The sequence below is a fragment of the Pseudomonas sp. LjRoot71 genome, from assembly GCF_964253255.1.
Classification (GTDB): domain Bacteria; phylum Pseudomonadota; class Gammaproteobacteria; order Pseudomonadales; family Pseudomonadaceae; genus Aquipseudomonas.
The window spans coordinates 1,781,203-1,797,682 of sequence record NZ_CAXURA020000001.1 but is presented as its reverse complement, the minus strand read 5'-3'; the positions used below and the strand labels follow the sequence as shown (position 1 = coordinate 1,797,682).

Sequence of the window (16,480 nt, the reverse complement as noted above, 5' to 3'; positions counted from 1 at the left end):
CCGACATGAGCCTTTTCCGTGACAGCGAAGTTCGCGCCGCCCGTGGTACGCAACTGACCGCCAAGAGCTGGCTGACCGAAGCGCCGCTGCGCATGCTGATGAACAACCTTGACCCGGACGTGGCCGAGAATCCCAAGGAGCTGGTGGTTTACGGTGGCATCGGCCGTGCTGCACGCAACTGGGAGTGCTACGACAAGATCGTCGAAGTGCTGACCCGCCTGGAAGACAACCAGACCCTGCTGATTCAGTCCGGCAAGCCGGTCGGCGTGTTCGAGACCCACAAGGACGCGCCGCGCGTGCTGCTGGCCAACTCCAACCTGGTGCCGCACTGGGCCACCTGGGAGCACTTCAACGAACTGGATGCCAAGGGCCTGGCCATGTACGGCCAGATGACCGCCGGCAGCTGGATCTACATCGGTAGTCAGGGCATCGTCCAGGGCACTTATGAAACCTTCGTCGAGGCCGGTCGCCAGCACTACGGCGGCAACCTCAAAGGCCGCTGGGTACTGACCGCCGGCCTTGGTGGCATGGGCGGCGCGCAGCCACTGGCGGCGACTCTGGCCGGGGCCTGTTCGCTGAATATCGAGTGTCAGCAGTCGCGTATCGATTTCCGTTTGAAGACCCGTTATGTCGACGAGCAGGCCACTGACCTGGACGATGCTCTGGCGCGCATCGACAAATACACCGGCGAAGGCAAGGCGGTGTCCATTGCCCTCTGCGGCAATGCCGCCGAAATCCTGCCGGAGCTGGTGCGCCGTGGCGTGCGTCCGGATATGGTCACCGACCAGACCAGCGCCCACGACCCGCGCCACGGCTACCTGCCGATTGGCTGGAGCTGGGACGAGTACGTCGCTCGCGGAAAAACCGAGGAGACCGTGGTGGTCAAGGCCGCCAAGCAGTCCATGGCCGTGCACGTGCGCGCCATGCTGGCCTTCCAGCAGATGGGCGTGCCGACGTTCGATTACGGCAACAATATCCGCCAGATGGCCCTGCAAGAAGGCGTTGAGAATGCCTTCGACTTCCCGGGCTTCGTTCCGGCCTATATCCGGCCGCTGTTCTGCCGGGGCATCGGCCCGTTCCGCTGGGTGGCGCTGTCCGGTGACCCGGAAGACATCTACAAGACTGACGCCAAGGTTAAAGAGCTGATCCCGGACGACGCCCACCTGCACAACTGGCTGGATATGGCTCGCGAGCGCATCAGCTTCCAGGGCTTGCCGGCGCGGATCTGCTGGGTCGGCCTGAAGGACCGTGCGCGCCTGGCTCAGGCGTTCAACGACATGGTCGCCAGTGGCGAGCTGAAAGCGCCGATCGTGATCGGCCGCGACCACCTGGATAGCGGCTCGGTGGCCAGTCCCAACCGGGAAACCGAGGCCATGCAGGACGGCTCCGATGCCGTATCCGACTGGCCGTTGCTCAACGCCCTGCTGAATACTGCCGGCGGCGCGACCTGGGTGTCGCTGCACCATGGCGGCGGCGTCGGCATGGGCTATTCGCAGCACGCCGGGGTGGTCATAGTGGCCGACGGTACGCCGGATGCCCGCGCTCGTTTGGACCGAGTGCTGCGTAATGACCCGGGCACGGGGGTGATGCGTCACGCCGACGCCGGTTATCCGATCGCTGTCGATTGCGCCCGCGAGCAGAACCTCGATCTGCCGATGATTGCTGCTACCCAAGGAGCCCATGCATGAGCCCGTTCTCCCTGCACCCCGGCCAGTTGACCCTGGCCCAACTGCGCGCCGCCTACCAGGCCCCCGTGCGCGTGACCCTCGCGTCGATGGCCTATCCGGCCATCGACGCGAGTGTCGCCTGCGTCAACGGCATCATCGCCGAGGGCCGTACCGCCTATGGCATCAACACCGGTTTCGGCCTGCTGGCCTCGACCCGTATCGCCACCGCGGATCTGGAGAAGTTGCAGCGCTCGCTGGTGTTGTCGCATGCCGCCGGCATCGGCGCGCCACTGGATGACGCCATGGTGCGGTTGATCATGTTGCTCAAGGTCAACAGCCTGGCACGCGGTTTCTCCGGCATCCGTCGGCAGGTGATCGAGGCGCTGATTGCGCTGATCAATGCCGAGGTCTATCCGCATATCCCGCTCAAGGGTTCAGTCGGCGCGTCCGGCGACCTGGCACCGCTGGCGCATATGTCGCTGGTGCTGCTGGGTGAAAGCCAGGCGCGTTATCGCGGGCAATGGCTGCCTGCGGCCGAGGCATTGGCCATCGCCGGCCTCGAACCCATGACCTTGGCCGCCAAGGAGGGCCTGGCCCTGCTCAACGGTACTCAGGTGTCCACCGCCTATGCCTTGCGTGGGCTGTTCGAGGCCGAAGACCTGTTCGCCGCAGCGACCGTCTGCGGTGGCCTGACCGTGGAGGCTGCGCTGGGCTCGCGCGCGCCCTTTGATGCACGTATTCATGCAGCACGTGGTCAGCGTGGGCAGATCGATGCGGCGGCGGTCTATCGTTATCTGCTCGGTGATAGCAGCGAAGTAGGACGCTCCCATCAGGCCTGCGACAAGGTGCAGGACCCGTACTCGTTGCGTTGCCAGCCACAGGTCATGGGCGCGTGCCTGACCCAACTGCGTCAGGCCGCCGAGGTGCTGGCGGTGGAAGCCAATGCGGTGTCGGATAACCCGCTGGTGTTCGCCGCCGAGGGCGAGGTGATTTCCGGCGGCAACTTCCACGCCGAGCCGGTGGCCATGGCCGCCGACAACATCGCCCTGGCCATCGCCGAAATCGCAGCGTTAAGCGAACGGCGCATCTCGCTGATGATGGATAAGCACATGTCGCAGCTGCCGCCATTTCTGGTGGCCAATGGCGGGGTCAATTCCGGTTTTATGATCGCCCAGGTCACGGCTGCCGCCCTGGCCAGTGAGAACAAGGCGCTGGCTCATCCGCACAGCGTCGACAGTCTGCCGACCTCGGCCAACCAGGAAGATCACGTATCCATGGCCCCGGCTGCCGGCAAGCGCCTGTGGGAAATGGCCGCCAACACCCGCGGCGTGCTGGCCATCGAATGGCTGGGCGCCTGCCAGGGCCTGGATTTCCGCGAAGGACTGAAAAGCTCGCCGCTACTTGAGCAGGCGCGTCAGGCACTGCGCGCGCAGGTGCCGTATTACGTGGAAGACCGCTTCTTCGCCCCGGATATCGAGGCTGCCAATGACCTGCTGGTTGGGCGCGTGCTGACTCCGCTGCTGCCGAGAGGGGTATTGCCGTCGCTGGCGTAGCCGAACCGTTGGTAGGGCGGATAACGCGAAGCCTGCCCACCCTACGTTGCGGCTTGTTGACGCGTTATTATCCGCGCACCGGGACTACCCCAAGGAGCCGTTGTGAGCAGTACAACCCCGCGCTACAAGGCGATTGAAGCGTTTCTGCTGGAGCGCATCCACAGCGGCGCTTATCCGGTTAATCACCAGATTCCGCCGGAAGAGCAGCTGGCGCGGGATTTCGGGGTCAGCCGGATGACGGCCAATAAGGCCATTCGCGATCTGGTACAGAAGGGCTACCTGCTGCGCCAGGCCGGGCTGGGTACCTTCGTCACCGACCGCAAGGCCGAATCCTCGCTGCATGAAGTGCTGAATATCGCCAATGAAGTACGCGGCCGTGGGCATGTCTACAGCAACGACATCATTCGTTGTGAGGCGCTGGCAGCGGATGATGAGGTGGCGTTGCGGCTGGGTCTGCGGCTGGGCGCTGAGGTGTTTCACAGCATTCTGGTGCACCGCGAGGATGGCGTACCTATCCAGCTGGAAGACCGCTTCGTCAACCCGCGCTGGGTGCCGCATTACCTGGACAGTGATTTTGCCCGGCAGACGCCCAACGAGGTGCTGGTCGAGAGCTGCCCGATTTCCGATGTCGAGCATGTGGTCGAGGCCGTGCAGGTCGATGCGCAGGTGGCCGGTTGGCTGGCCATTGAGCCAACTGCGCCGTGCCTGAGTGTGATTCGTCGAACCTGGTCGGATGAACACCTGGTCAGCTACGCCCGGCTGATCCATCCGGGCGATCGCTATAAGCTGCGTTCATCGCACAAGCCACGCCGCTCATAGCCTGTTAAGGCCTGCTGCCGCGTCGGCCCTGCGGCGTTAAAAACAGGCTCGGCAAGCCGCTTGCGGCTAACGCGCTTCAGCGCGACCCGAAGGGCGAGTGAAGCGAGTAATGCTCATGTACAACTCGTACACTCCGCGTGATTCGCTGCGCTCACCCTGCGGGCCAGCCTGTGGCTGTTACTCCGCTGCGCTGCGTTTCTCGCCTGTTTTTGTCTTGCATGTCTCTAGCTCGCTAGACCTTAAACAGGCTCTGCATGAAATCGATCAGTTCTTGATCTGCTGCTCGGCCAGTTCGGGGTTGTCGATAAAGCGGTTACGGGTACCTTGCAGGCTGGCAATTTTGTCGTTGCGCGCCTTTTCCTCGGCATCCGGCGGGTCCATCTGGTGCCACTTCTTGTACATCTGCACCTGGCCGACGATGGGCAGGCCGTATTCGACGTGCATATAGAAGATCGCCCGAGCGATATTGCCTTTGGCTTCGTCGCGGGGCTCGACCAGCTGGAAGCTGGTTTTCAGGTCACAGCCGATGTCGGCAAACTTGCTTGGCACGCTGTCATCCAGCTCGCCGAACTGCGCGTTGCGGCGCACCAGTTCGACGCGAGTCATCGCGGGGTAGAGGTTGTGCAGGTCGGAGGCGATGTACACGAAGCGCGGGTTCATGATCCCGCACTGGCGGTCGGTCACACAGCGCAGCGCGCTTTTCAGCTGCTTGCTGCTGTAGATCGGGCTGGCTTTGAGCTGACCGTTCTCTTCGTTGAACGCCTTGCCGCAATACAGCGTTGAACCGCCCTGGCCATAAACCTGGCTCCAGAACAGTTGCACGGCGGCTTTGGGATCGGAAAGCTGGTTTTGCCCATTGGCGGATGCAAGTGGGCTGATGCTGGCTGTCAGACAGCCGATGGCAAGAAGCAATGAGCGCATGTATGGCCCCAGTGACCACCGTTGACGGGGTCTGTTGTTTTTGTAGGACGGGATCGAGTCTAACAAGACCTGCGTCACAAAATAAAGCCAAGCGTTTGCTCGGTTTCTCGCGGTGTAAGCCATGGCTTACATCGCGTACTGCAGATCGCCACTATGCCGAATGCCGGGCGATGGCTAATCTGCTGCTCATGGACGTCGCGCAGGAAGCGCACTTTAGCAACAGGGATACGCGGAACAGCTGCCAGGATGGCAAGCAGATCAAGGATGTCAGCAAAAAGTCTGCAAAGGCCCCGCAATAGCGGGGTTTTCTTTTTTGTGCTCAGCGCATCCATTCGCTTCACCCCTTCGGGGCTTGCGCGCAAAAACGCTCCCGACGTTTTTGTGGCTTGCCATCCATGGCAGCGACTCTTCGGGCCATCGCTGTGCTTCACCCTTTAGGCCATTTCTGACCGTCATCAACCTGCACTGTCTCTGCGGTGTACGGACTCAGCGTGAAAGTACGCTGAACACCGCGCTCGCCCGAGCAATACGCACCGACTCGACGACAAAATAACAATTGGCAAACGCCAGGCTTTTGCCGACTTTCTGCACATCGGTGGTGATGCTGATCCAGTCGCCGAGTTTGGCAGTACCGGCGTAGTCGATGGTCAGGCTGCTGGTGACCAGCGGGGTTGGCGGTTCTTCGGCGAAGGCGCTGTTATAGCCCAGGGCCACATCGGCCAGGCTGCTGAGTACGCCGCCATGTACCAGGCCGCGGGCATTGCAGTGTTTGGCCTCGGCGCGCAAACCGATGACCAGGCCCGCGTCGATGCGCTGGTTGTAGATCGGTCCGAGCAGATCAAGAAAGGCGCTGCTGCGAAACAGCGGGGTAAAGCCTGCGGGGATCATGCTCATCAGTCATACTTCTCTGGCCTGGAGTTGTTCAGGCTGCCTTGCGTTGCGCCTGCAACTCAGCAAACCAGTTCAGCGCTTCATCCCACAGCGACTGTGCGGCCGGGCGAAAGTAGCCCATATGGCCAATCGCGCCGATCTGCTCGGCCGCGTCGATGGTGCGCGCCTGGTAGGGCGCCTTGCTGTAGGCCGCCATAAACGCATCGCGCGAGGCGGGTGGGGCCCACAGGTCGTCCAGTGCATTGGCGGCAATGATCGGTGTGCGAACCTCGGCAAAGCGCTCGGCCAGGCCTGGCATCTGCGGATCTTCGAAGAAGTAGCGTGGATAGCCGCACCAGCGCTTCCACTGCTTGTACACGCCCAGCGGTAAATCCTCGCCCATACCCAGCTTGCTCCAGGCCAGGTAGCCCTTGTAACGGGTCATCAGCGGGCCGATCAGGCGCCACATGGTCAGTACGCGCAGTTGTTCGGCCTTGGGCATCCAGCCGTGCCAGCCGGCACCGGTGCCGAAGGTGTAGAAGCCCTGAACCTGATCATGATTGGGCAGCAGGCCAAAGGCATGCCCGCCAAAGGAGTGGCCGACCATATACAGCGGCCGCTGCGGATGACGGTGCTGATCGACGGCCGCTGCCAGATCGAGGTGTGCCCAATCCAGGTAGTCCATCTCGAAGCCGCGCAGGCTGGCCGGTTTCGACTGGCCGATGCCACGGTAATCGAGGGTCAGGGTGCTGTAGCCGCGCTGCGCCGCGTATTCGGAAAAGCGCCGGTAGAAACCCTGCGGCACGCCGGTGGCGCCGGCAATCAGCAACTGTGCCCGTGGTTCGGGAGCGTGATAGAGCGTGGTCGTCAGCGGATAGCCATCGAGGGCTGGCAGGGCGATGCTTTCACTGAGGATGGTAGGCGAATCGAGGCTCATGAACGGGCTCCTTGCGCGAGCGGCGTACGGGTCAGGTTGAACAGGGCGGCGGCGGCGCGTTTGAGCGGTTCGCTGCTGCCGGCTACGCGGGCTTGCAGCAGCCCACCTTCATACAGTGCGACAAACAGGGCGGCGAGGTTGTCCGCCTGTTCGTCGCTATGGCCGTGGGCCTGTAGTTGACGACTGAGGGCCTGACGCACGGCGTTGAAGCTGCGCTGCAGGGCGGCACGAATCTCGACATCGTCCGGGCCGCTTTCCAGGGCAATGGTGGCCAGCGGACAACCGCGCTCGAACTGGCTGTTTTCCAATTGTTGCAGCGCACCTTGCAGCCAGTGGTGCATGGCCTGCAGTGGGTCGGCCTGCTGGGCGAAGAGCCGTTCGAACAGACTGTCGATGTGCTGGCTGATGTGCTCAATGGCAGCCACTGCCAGCGCGCTCTTACCGCCGGGAAAGTGGTGGTAAAGGCTACCCTTGGGCGCGCCGGCAACTTCCAGTAGTTCATTCAGGCCAACGCCGTGCAGGCCTTTGCGCTGCAAAGCGTCGGCCATGGCGTAGATCAGTTTGTCGCGGGTCGAGGTCTTTTTCATTGATTTAATATATAGACCGGTCGGTCTATTTTGCCAAGAAGTTTTTCCTGCCATGCGTTATCTGGATAACGTGGCATAAGCCACATGTCATGTTGGTTATGGGGTGATTCAGAGGCTGCAGTTTTGCGCTGCTGAGCATTCGCTGCGGCACTTTTCCGCTACCATCTGCTTTCTCCCGCATGCTGATAAGGATTTCCCCATGTCCATTTCCACGCTGATTTTTCTGGCTGTTGTCGCGGCGCTGATCTTTTACGTGATTGGCATCTACAACCAGTTGGTGACCCTGCGTAACCGTTTCCAGAATGCGTTTGCGCAGATCGAGGTGCAGCTCAAGCGCCGCTATGACTTGATCCCCAACCTGGTGGAAACCGCCAAGGGTTATATGGCGCATGAGCGCGAGACCCTGGAAGCGGTGATTGCCGCGCGCAACAACGCCGTGACCGGGCTCAAGGCCGCGTCCGCGCAGCCGGGTAATGCGCAGAGCATGGCGCAGTTGGGCGGCGCGGAAGGGTTGCTCAACAGTGCGCTGGGGCGGTTGAACGTAACGCTGGAGGCTTACCCGGACCTCAAGGCGTCGGCGAATATGCAGCAGCTCAGTGAAGAGCTGAGCAGCACCGAGAACAAGGTGGCCTTTGCCCGCCAGGCGTTCAACGATGCGGTCATGGCCTACAACACCTACAAGCAGGCGTTCCCGCCGGTATTGCTGGCCGCCAGCTTTGGTCACGCTCAGGACGCCAGCCTGCTGGAGTTCGCCGACAGCGCGGCGATTCAGGAAGCGCCGAAGCTGTCGTTCTAAGGATTCCCAGGGATGAATTTCTTCGAGCAACAGGATCGCGCTCGGCGTAACAGCGGGCGTTTGCTGATTCTGATGGTGCTGGCGGTGCTCAGCCTGATCACCCTGACCAGTCTGGCGCTGGGAGTGGTCTGGCAGTTGTTTGGGCAGAGCCACAGTTCGCTCTGGCTGGCCAGTGATGGCGCGATCGGGTTATTGCCCAGTTGGCGACTGGTGGGCGTGGTGTCGCTGGCGGTGATCGCCGTGGTGCTGCTGGGCAGTGTCTACAAGAGCCTGCAACTGAGTCGTGGCGGTCAGGCAGTGGCCGAACGGCTAGGTGGGCGGCTGATCAACCTCGCGCCGCAGAGCCTGGAAGAACAGCGCCTGCTTAATGTGGTGGAAGAGATGGCCCTGGCCTCGGGCACCCCGGTGCCGCCGGTGTATGTGCTGGATGACGCCGGGATCAATGCCTTTGCCGCCGGCCTGACACCGCAGGATGCGGTGATCGGGATTACCCGTGGGGCGATCAGCCTGCTCTCGCGTGAAGAGCTGCAAGGGGTGATTGCCCACGAATTCAGCCATATCTTCCACGGCGATATGCGCCTCAATACGCGCCTGGTCGCGGTGCTGCACGGTATTCTGCTGCTGGGGCTGATCGGTGGCTTCCTGCTGCGCGGCAGCTCACGTGCCAGCTCGCGCTCCAGCCGCAACAATTCGGCGGCGGCAATCATCGCGGTGGGCGGCACCTTGTGGCTGCTGGGCTATGCCGGAACCTTCTTCGGCAGCCTGATCAAGGCCGCCGTGAGCCGGCAACGCGAGTTTCTTGCCGATGCCTCGGCGGTGCAGTTCACCCGCAATCCGCAGGGCATTGCCGGAGCGCTGCAGAAAATCGGCGGCAACCTGTATGGCTCGCAGCTGCGCGCCGGGCATGCGGCCGAGTTCAGTCATATGTATTTCGCCGCCGGCATCAGCCGAGCGCTGGACGGCATGCTGGCGACTCATCCGCCACTGGATGAGCGGATTCGTCGCGTCACCCCGGAGTGGGATGGACGCTACCCGCACGTCGCCAGCCTCAGCCTGGTGCCTGCCGATGCCAGCGCGGATCAACGCGCCGTGGCTCAGGGCTGGGATCAGGCCCTGGCCGCCGGGTTCAGTCCTGCCTCGGCCACGGCAGCCATCGCCAGCATTGGTGAGCCAAGTGCGGCGCACCTGCAGCAGGCGCACCAACTGCTGGATGAGCTGCATCCGGCGCTGCGTCAGGCGGCCCACCATGGTAGCGGCGCTCAGGCCCTGCTCTACGGGCTGTTGCTGGCACCGGTGGCGGGCTTGCGTGAACAGCAGATGCAGTTGCTGCAACCCCTGCTTAATGCTGACCTGATGAGCCACTTGCAGGCGCTGGAGCAACCGCTGCGGCAGTTGCCAGGCAACCAGCGGCTGACCCTGCTGGACCTGGCCATGCCGGCGCTCAAGCAACTGGGCACCGAGCAGGCGGCCACGTTGTGTGCGGTGATGGCGCGACTGATCCGTGCCGATGGCAAGGTTGAGCTGCTGGAGTGGACGTTGCTGCGTATTGTCGAGCGCAACCTGGCGCCCAGCCGCCGGCTCAGCGGCCACTTTCACCTGCTGGAACTGGCGGACGAAGTGCAAGTGCTGCTGTCGTTTCTGGCGCGGGCTGGCAGCATCCTGCCAGAGCAGGCACAGGCCGCTCTGGCGCAGGCGGCGGTTGAGTTGCCCTACACCGGGTTAAACCTGCTGCCGGCAGCGCAGTGTGATCTGAAAGCCCTGGAGGCGGCGCTCAAACGGCTCAACCAGTTACAGCCCTTGCAGAAGCCACGGCTGCTCAAGGCCATGGCACGTTGCATCGAGCATGACGGACGTATCGAGGTGGCCGAAGCCGAGTTGCTGCGTGCGGTGGCTGACCTGCTGGATTGTCCGCTACCGCCGCTGCTGAATACGACCAGCGCAGCGCAGGTGGGGTGACGTCGGTGGCTTCGCGGCGGAACCTGACATTCAGGTTCCGCCGCGGTCATCAACCTGTCACCTCGGGCACCGATGCTGGAGCCATAGCCACAAGACCTGCCCCTTGGCCGACTGGCCACTTGTTTACTGCCTCCTGACCTTAATCGTCACGCCGGATTGTCCGGCAAGGAGCCTGTCATGCACCTGCTTCCCCTGGCCCACGATCTCTTCGACCCACGGCTGCAACTGGAGGCCGAGGTGCTATCGGCGGGCGCAGCACCCTGGCTGTGCCTGGGCGTGCCGAGCATCCACCACGACATCAGACAGACGATTGCCGCGATTGATCGCCTGAGTGCGCAGTTGCGGCAGACGTCTACGCAGCCAGAAGCGGCTCCCCGGCATTAAGCGCGGGTCGATTGGCCCGCGCCGAATGCCCCTAACAGATCCTCGACAAACGCCCGCTGCGCATCACCGGGGTGTTGGCCGCGGTGGCTGGCCAGGTGGAACTGCACGTCAAAGCCCAGGCTGTCGGCTTCGAGCGCGCGCAGGCGACCCGTGGCTTGCCAGGGGGCGGCGATGTGCTCGGGCAGGTAGCCGATGTGTCGGCCGGACAGGATAAAAGCCAGGGCACCGTCGACCTGTTCGGTCTGTGCTGAGCTGGTACTGCTTTGTAGCGGCTCGCGCGCCTGCACAAAGCGGTAGGGGTGGCGCACGCTGTCAGCCTGCTGCAAGTCGATCCGGCTGATCTGTCGACGGCGGAACAGCGGATGGCCAGCGGCGCAGTAGAGCACCTGGCGCTCGCGAAACAGGGGGTGATAGTCCAGCGCACTCTGGTTACCGGAGAAGTAGCCGATGGCCAGGTGCAGCTGGTCTTGCAGCAGGCGGCGTTCCAGTTCGGCGGGCATGGCGGTAAGCAATTCGATCTGCACCGCCTGGTTGCGTCCGCGAAAGCGCTGGATGGCCTCGGCGACCTGTTCCAGCACCTGCGCGGCGAGCCCTTCGGACAGGCCGATGCGCAGCTCGCCGAGCAATTGGTCGGCCATGCCCTGGGCTTCGCCCTTGAAGGTGTCGATGGCGCTGAACAGCCGGCGTGTGGCGTTCAGCACCTGCTCACCCTTGGGTGTCAGGCGAAAGCCCGCCTTGCCGCGCTCGCACAGGCGAAAACCCAGGCGGGTTTCCAGTTTGGCCATCTGCGTGCTGATGGTCGACTGGCCAATCCCCAGTTCGCCCTGGGCGGCGCTGAAACCGCCGCACTCCACCACGGTGACAAACAGGCGCAGCAACTGCAGGTCGAGGTCGCGTAACTGGCTGAGCATGACAGTGCCTAACATTGATAAATATCGATGCCAGAGTAGAACACTTCATATTTAAGCTAAGCAAACCGGCAGGCAGGATGTGCTCAGTTCATTCCGCACCGAGGTCATGTTTATGCGTCAGGCCCTTGTTCCGCTGCTGTTGTGTTGCGCCTTCGCCGCTAAGGCCGAAGAAAAAGCCCTGAACCTCTACAGCTGGTCCGCCTACCTGCCGGAGCAAGCCCTGCAACGCTTCAAGGATGAAACCGGGATCCAGGTCAAATACGACATCTTCGACAGCGCCGAAGCCCTGGACAGCAAGCTGCTCACTGGTGGCAGCGGTTATGACGTGGTTTTTCCGGCCTCCAGCGGCCTGGCCCGGGCGATTCAAGCCAAAGCCGTGCAACCGCTGGACCGCACGCAACTGCCGCATCTGGCGAACCTCGACCCGGCTTTGTTGAGCAAGCTCGCCAGTGCCGACCCCGGTAATCAGTACGGCCTGCCGTACACCTGGGGCACGGTCGGCGTGGGTTTCAATCTTCAGGCGCTCGAACAGCGCTTGCCCGGCGTGCCGCTTAACAGCCTGGATCTGCTGTTCAAGCCCGAGTACGCCAGCAAGCTCAAGGACTGCGGCATCGCGGTGATCGATTCGCCGCAGGAAGTGATCAGTATCGTCCTCAACTACCTGGGCAAAGACCCTTACAGCAGCGACCGCGCTGACCTCGATGCGGTGGCGCAGCTGCTTGCCCAGCTGCAACCCAACCTGCGTTACGTCGGTGCCGGCCGGCATATCAATGACCTGGCCAAGGGCGAAATCTGCCTGGCGCTGACTTACAACGGCGACGTCTATATGGCGGCGGCCAACGCCGCTGAGGCCAAGCAGCCGTTCGAGGTGCAGTACCGCATCCCGCGTGAAGGCACGCTGCTGTGGTTTGACACCATGACCATTCCGGCCGACGCACCACACCCCGAGGCTGCCCATGCGTTTATCGACTACATGCTGCGCCCTGAGGCTATCGCCGAGCTGACCAATAACGTGTTTTTCGCCAACGCCAACCAGGCCGCCACGGCGCTGGTTGACCCGGCGATCAGTGGCGATGCCGATATCTACCCCGGTGAAGCGGTGCGTGCGCGGCTGTTTGCCGAGCAGCTGATGCCACTGCGCCAACAGCGTGAGCGCACGCGCATCTGGACCACATTCCGCAGTCAGTATTGAGGAGAAGGCAATGGAAGCATTCAACGGCAACGACCTGGCCTTCACCCGCGACAGCCTCTACGGCACTTTCTCCGAGCCGACCTATGCGGGCGTCACCAGCTTTATGCGTCGGCGTTACAGCCGCGATTTGCAAGGCGTGGACCTGGTGGTCAGCGGCGTGCCCTTCGACACCGCTACCACCAACCGCCCCGGCACCCGCTTCGGCCCGCGAGCGATTCGCGCGGCGTCGATCACCAGCGCCTGGGAGCGCCATTACCCCTGGGAGTTCGACCCCTTCGACCACCTGGCGGTGATCGACTACGGCGACTGCAATTTCGATCACGCCCTGCCGCACAGGATTCCAGCGGCCATCGAGGCGCACGCCGAGCATATCGTCCAGGCCGGTTGCGCCATGCTCACCCTGGGCGGCGATCACTTCATCAGCTACCCGTTGCTCAAGGCTCATGCGCGTAAACACGGCGCGCTGTCATTGGTGCATTTCGACGCGCACAGCGACACCTGGCCAGATCTCGACGACAGCGAGCAGGGCGTCAGCCACGGCACCATGTTCTACCACGCCGCCCGCGAGGGCCTGGTCGATCCATCGCGCTCGGTGCAGATTGGCCTGCGCACTACCAATGATGACGTGATGGGCTTTCAGGTGCTGGATGCACGCCAGGTGCACCGCAGCACTCCGGAGCAGATCGCCGCGCAAATCCGCGCGCTGGTCGGCGACAACCCGGTGTACCTGACCTTTGATATCGACTGCCTCGACCCAGCCTTCGCCCCCGGCACCGGCACCCCGGTATGCGGCGGCCTGAGTACTCACCAGGCCCTGGAGATCCTGCGTGCGCTGCGTGGGATCAATCTGGTCGGCATGGACGTGGTGGAAGTCTCGCCACCCTATGACCACGCCGAAGTCACCGCCCTGGCCGGCGCCACGGTGGCGATGGAATTGGTGTGTTTGTATGCCGCGCGGCATAAGTTGGGCGAAAAACTGTAGGGTGGAAATCGCGGTTTATTTCCACCATGGGCTGTCCGCACGACTGCCTATGGTGGACCGATAAAGCGGGGGCCACCCTACGACTAAGCCTACTGTGTGTGATGTGTGGGAGGCGCTTTAGCGGCGAGCTTTTAGCTGCTTCTGTCGCGGCTACAGCCCCTCCCACGAACGTGGCTATTTTGTAGGAGTGGGCCATGCCCACGATAAAACCATCACCCGCGCGTTACGGCGCCTGCAACAGGTAATGGCGCTTCTTGCCCAGGCTGAGCCGGCGCCCCAATTGCCAGGCTTGCAGCGGTTGGTCCGGGTTGCTCTGGCGTTCACCATCCAGCAGCAGACCGCCGCCGCTCGCCAAGCGGCGTACTGCGCTGCGGGAGGGCTGCAAGTCATGGCGTAGCAGCAGGTCAGTCAGGCTCAGGCCACCGGCCAGATCCTCCTCGCTAACGCTTAGCTGCGGCAACTCGGCATCGATTTCCTGCGCACTGAACAATGCCAACGCGGTGGCTTCGGCATCTCGGGCGGCCTGTTCACCATGGGCCAGGGCGGTGGTCGCGTTGGCCAGGATGATTTTCGCCTGATTTAGCTCGGCGCCTTCAAGGGTGCTCAAGCGCGCCACTTCATCCAGCGGCAGTTCGCTGAACAGGGCGAGAAAGCGCCCGACATCGGCGTCATCGCAATTGCGCCAGAACTGCCAGAAGTCGTAAGGCGAGAGCTTGTTGCCATTCAGCCACACCGCGCCGCTGGCCGATTTACCCATCTTGCGGCCGTCACGGGTGGTCAGCAGCGGCATGGTCAGGCCGAACAAAGGCGCGCAGCCCTGACGACGGCCCAGCTCCACACCATTGATGATGTTGGCCCACTGGTCGGCACCGCCCAGTTGCAGGGTGCAGTTGTGCCGACGCGCCAGTTCGGTGAAATCATGGGCTTGCAGCAGGGTGTAGCCGAACTCCTGAAAGCTCAGCGAGTGTCCACGCTCCAGGCGGTTGCGCACCGCATCGAAGGTCAGCAAACGGTTGATGGAGAAGTGCCGGCCGACCTGATCGAGAAACTGCAGGTAGCCGATGCCATCCAGCCAGTCGGCGTTGTCCACCACCAGGCCGTCGCTGGGGCCGTCGCCCAGTTGGATGTAGCGGGCAAAGCAGCCGGTAATCCCAGCGATGTTGTGCTGGATCTGCGCTTCCGTCAGCAGCGGCCGGCTGCTGTCGCGAAAGCTGGGGTCGCCAATGCGCGTGGTGGCACCGCCGATCAGCAGGATCGGTTTATGCCCGGCGCGTTGCAGGTGGCGCATCAGCATCAATGCCTGCAAATGACCGACATGCAGGCTGTCCGCCGTGGCATCGAAACCGAGGTAGAAGGTGATCGGGCCCTGGTTGAGCGCCAGGCGCAGGCCGTCGAGGTCGGTGCTCTGGTGGATAAAACCGCGGGCAGCCAACTGGTCGAGTAGATCAAGGGTGTTGCTGGACATAAGTGTCTCCTGGTTAAGGCAAAGGCCTGAGGAGACTGGAGGGAGGGTGTGCTATCCGGGCCGCCTCAGGCGGATCGGACATGCAACAACGCATCTACCGCCTGGTGAGAGGGGGCAGGGCGTAATAGAACGCAGAGATTGGGCAGATGTGCGTGTGCATGGGCGGCACTTTACGGGCTGTCGCCAACAAGTCAACTCTGCTGTGGCTCGCGCGGATGCAAGGCCGGCGCTGTCAGCCTGGCAAATGGGCTAGGCTTTCAGGCACAGTGAGCCATCACTCCGCCATCCTTGCAGTGCAGAACCATGTTTTTCCGACCGCGTGCCACATCAGGCAATGATCACCATGCCGGCTTTGCCGATTTGCAGGACATCGGCCAGCGTTCGCTGATCCGCATGATCTTCGCCGCCACCGGGCTGACCCTCTGGGTGTTCTGCGCGCTGCAGTTCATGGCACACAACTACCTGCTGGCCAGCTTTGAGCTGTTGATTGGCGTAGTGCTGCTGTGGGGCGCCTGGCGCATCGTGCGGGTACGCAACGTACTGCCCTGGGTGTACCTCTACCTGCTGCCGACCTTCAGCTTTCTGCTGTACATCATCGTGGTTCCCAATGCCTCCAAGACCGCCTTCGTCTGGGTCTACAGCATCCCTGTGCTGTCCTACCTGCTGCTCGGGCGCAAGCGTGGCAGTGTGCTGGCGCTGCCCTTTGTGCTCGCGGCCTGCCTGCTCTACCTGTACACCTACCCGATTCATCTGGACGCCGCCGGGCTGATCGACCTGGGCAATGCGGTGTTTTGCGGGGTGATGATCATCGTTTTTGTGCACCTGTACGAAACCCGTCGTGCTTCAGCCCATCAGCAACTGCAGCAAATGGTGCGCACCGATGCCCTGACCGGCGTGGCCAGCCGTGGCAGCTTTCAGCAGAGCCTGGATCAGAGCGTGCGTGAGGCGCGACGTAGCCAGGAGAAGCTGGTGCTGGTGATCCTTGATGTCGACCACTTCAAGGCGGTCAACGATCAGTACGGTCACGATGCGGGCGACCAGGCCCTGCGGCATATCTGCAACAGCCTCAGCCAGCGTCTGCGCAACACCGACACCTTGGGGCGACTGGGTGGTGAGGAGTTCGGCCTGCTGCTGCGCAACACCGAGCGCACTGCCGCCGAGCCGTTGGTGGAGATGCTGCGCGAACAGATCGCCAGCAAACCGCTGCTGTATGGCGACCAGCAGATCTTTCTCACCGTGACCCTGGGCCTGGCCGAGTGGCCCAGCGATGCGGAGAGCGCTGAGCAACTCTACCGCTGCGCCGACCAGCGCCTGTATCGCGGCAAAGAACAGGGGCGAAACCGCCTGGTCAGCAGCACGAACCACGCGCCACCCCACACCGAATCATGAACACGCCGGTGCGCTTGCGCCGTCTACACTGAATCGCACAGGGCCTGGGGT

The 16,480-nt window shown here is 62.8% G+C and carries 16 protein-coding genes; 9 read left to right on the top strand and 7 right to left on the bottom strand.

The genetic code is table 11. From position 1 onward, the window contains the following. Nucleotides 1-5 precede the first annotated feature (5 nt). The 3 genes from hutU (at nt 6) to hutC (ending at nt 4,039) form a co-directional block, all read left to right on the top strand. A complete protein-coding gene (gene hutU, locus ACSQ17_RS08530; RefSeq protein WP_436068237.1) occupies nt 6-1,688 on the top strand; it encodes a urocanate hydratase in 1,683 nt (560 codons plus the stop codon). Continuing rightward, nucleotides 1,685-3,220, top strand: coding sequence for a histidine ammonia-lyase (gene hutH, locus ACSQ17_RS08525; protein ID WP_436068236.1), 1,536 nt, complete (start codon nt 1,685-1,687; stop codon nt 3,218-3,220). Before hutU ends, hutH begins: the two co-directional genes overlap by 4 nt. A 102-nt stretch (nt 3,221-3,322) precedes the next feature. Beyond that, nucleotides 3,323-4,039 carry a histidine utilization repressor gene (gene hutC / locus ACSQ17_RS08520; protein ID WP_436068235.1) on the top strand — a complete coding sequence of 239 codons (717 nt, stop codon included), beginning with the start codon at nt 3,323-3,325 and terminating at the stop codon, nt 4,037-4,039. A 264-nt stretch (nt 4,040-4,303) separates the two neighbouring features. Here hutC and ACSQ17_RS08515 read toward each other — a convergent pair whose 3' ends face one another. The 5 genes from ACSQ17_RS08515 to ACSQ17_RS08495 all read right to left on the bottom strand — a co-directional run bounded on the left by ACSQ17_RS08515 (nt 4,304) and on the right by ACSQ17_RS08495 (nt 7,354). After that, nucleotides 4,304-4,960 (bottom strand): endonuclease I family protein, encoded by a 657-nt coding sequence (locus tag ACSQ17_RS08515; RefSeq protein WP_436068234.1) that lies wholly within the window; start codon nt 4,958-4,960, stop codon nt 4,304-4,306. A 74-nt stretch (nt 4,961-5,034) separates the two neighbouring features. Further along, nucleotides 5,035-5,292, bottom strand: coding sequence for a hypothetical protein (locus ACSQ17_RS08510; protein WP_436068233.1), 258 nt, complete (start codon nt 5,290-5,292; stop codon nt 5,035-5,037). 154 nt (nt 5,293-5,446) lie between these two features. Continuing rightward, nucleotides 5,447-5,854, bottom strand: coding sequence for a PaaI family thioesterase (locus tag ACSQ17_RS08505; protein ID WP_436068232.1), 408 nt, complete (start codon nt 5,852-5,854; stop codon nt 5,447-5,449). A gap of 28 nt (nt 5,855-5,882) precedes the next feature. Further along, nucleotides 5,883-6,767 carry an alpha/beta hydrolase family protein gene (locus ACSQ17_RS08500; protein WP_436068231.1) on the bottom strand — a complete coding sequence of 295 codons (885 nt, stop codon included), beginning with the start codon at nt 6,765-6,767 and terminating at the stop codon, nt 5,883-5,885. Beyond that, nucleotides 6,764-7,354, bottom strand: coding sequence for a TetR/AcrR family transcriptional regulator (locus tag ACSQ17_RS08495; RefSeq protein ID WP_436068230.1), 591 nt, complete (start codon nt 7,352-7,354; stop codon nt 6,764-6,766). Before ACSQ17_RS08495 ends, ACSQ17_RS08500 begins: the two co-directional genes overlap by 4 nt. Nucleotides 7,355-7,553: 199 nt before the next feature. Between ACSQ17_RS08495 and ACSQ17_RS08490 the strand changes: the two genes are divergently transcribed. The 3 genes from ACSQ17_RS08490 (at nt 7,554) to ACSQ17_RS08480 (ending at nt 10,490) form a co-directional block, all read left to right on the top strand. Next, on the top strand, nt 7,554-8,150 hold the full coding sequence (locus ACSQ17_RS08490; RefSeq protein WP_436068229.1) for a LemA family protein: 597 nt from the start codon (nt 7,554-7,556) through the stop codon (nt 8,148-8,150). Nucleotides 8,151-8,162: 12 nt separating this feature from the next. Next, nucleotides 8,163-10,106: a M48 family metallopeptidase gene (locus ACSQ17_RS08485; protein ID WP_436068228.1), complete on the top strand. Its 1,944-nt coding sequence runs from the start codon at nt 8,163-8,165 to the stop codon at nt 10,104-10,106. 177 nt (nt 10,107-10,283) lie between these two features. Beyond that, nucleotides 10,284-10,490 (top strand): hypothetical protein, encoded by a 207-nt coding sequence (locus ACSQ17_RS08480; protein WP_436068227.1) that lies wholly within the window; start codon nt 10,284-10,286, stop codon nt 10,488-10,490. On the opposite strand, the gene ACSQ17_RS08475 is transcribed toward ACSQ17_RS08480, so the two are convergent. Then, nucleotides 10,487-11,401: a LysR family transcriptional regulator gene (locus tag ACSQ17_RS08475; protein ID WP_436068226.1), complete on the bottom strand. Its 915-nt coding sequence runs from the start codon at nt 11,399-11,401 to the stop codon at nt 10,487-10,489. The two genes, ACSQ17_RS08480 and ACSQ17_RS08475, sit on opposite strands and share 4 nt — an antisense overlap. A 112-nt stretch (nt 11,402-11,513) precedes the next feature. Between ACSQ17_RS08475 and ACSQ17_RS08470 the strand changes: the two genes are divergently transcribed. Together ACSQ17_RS08470 and speB are read left to right on the top strand one after the other, a co-directional pair. Beyond that, nucleotides 11,514-12,593: a polyamine ABC transporter substrate-binding protein gene (locus ACSQ17_RS08470; RefSeq protein ID WP_436068225.1), complete on the top strand. Its 1,080-nt coding sequence runs from the start codon at nt 11,514-11,516 to the stop codon at nt 12,591-12,593. Nucleotides 12,594-12,603: 10 nt separating this feature from the next. Then, on the top strand, nt 12,604-13,575 hold the full coding sequence (speB, locus tag ACSQ17_RS08465; RefSeq protein WP_436068224.1) for an agmatinase: 972 nt from the start codon (nt 12,604-12,606) through the stop codon (nt 13,573-13,575). Nucleotides 13,576-13,798: 223 nt separating this feature from the next. Here the strand turns inward: speB and tyrS are convergent, their stop codons facing one another. After that, nucleotides 13,799-15,040, bottom strand: coding sequence for a tyrosine--tRNA ligase (gene tyrS, locus ACSQ17_RS08460; RefSeq protein ID WP_436068223.1), 1,242 nt, complete (start codon nt 15,038-15,040; stop codon nt 13,799-13,801). A gap of 303 nt (nt 15,041-15,343) precedes the next feature. Here tyrS and ACSQ17_RS08455 point away from each other — a divergent pair, with 303 nt between their 5' ends. Further along, complete coding sequence (locus tag ACSQ17_RS08455) at nt 15,344-16,429, top strand: GGDEF domain-containing protein (RefSeq protein WP_436068222.1); 1,086 nt, start codon at nt 15,344-15,346, stop codon at nt 16,427-16,429. The last annotated feature ends 51 nt before the right edge of the window (nt 16,430-16,480 follow it).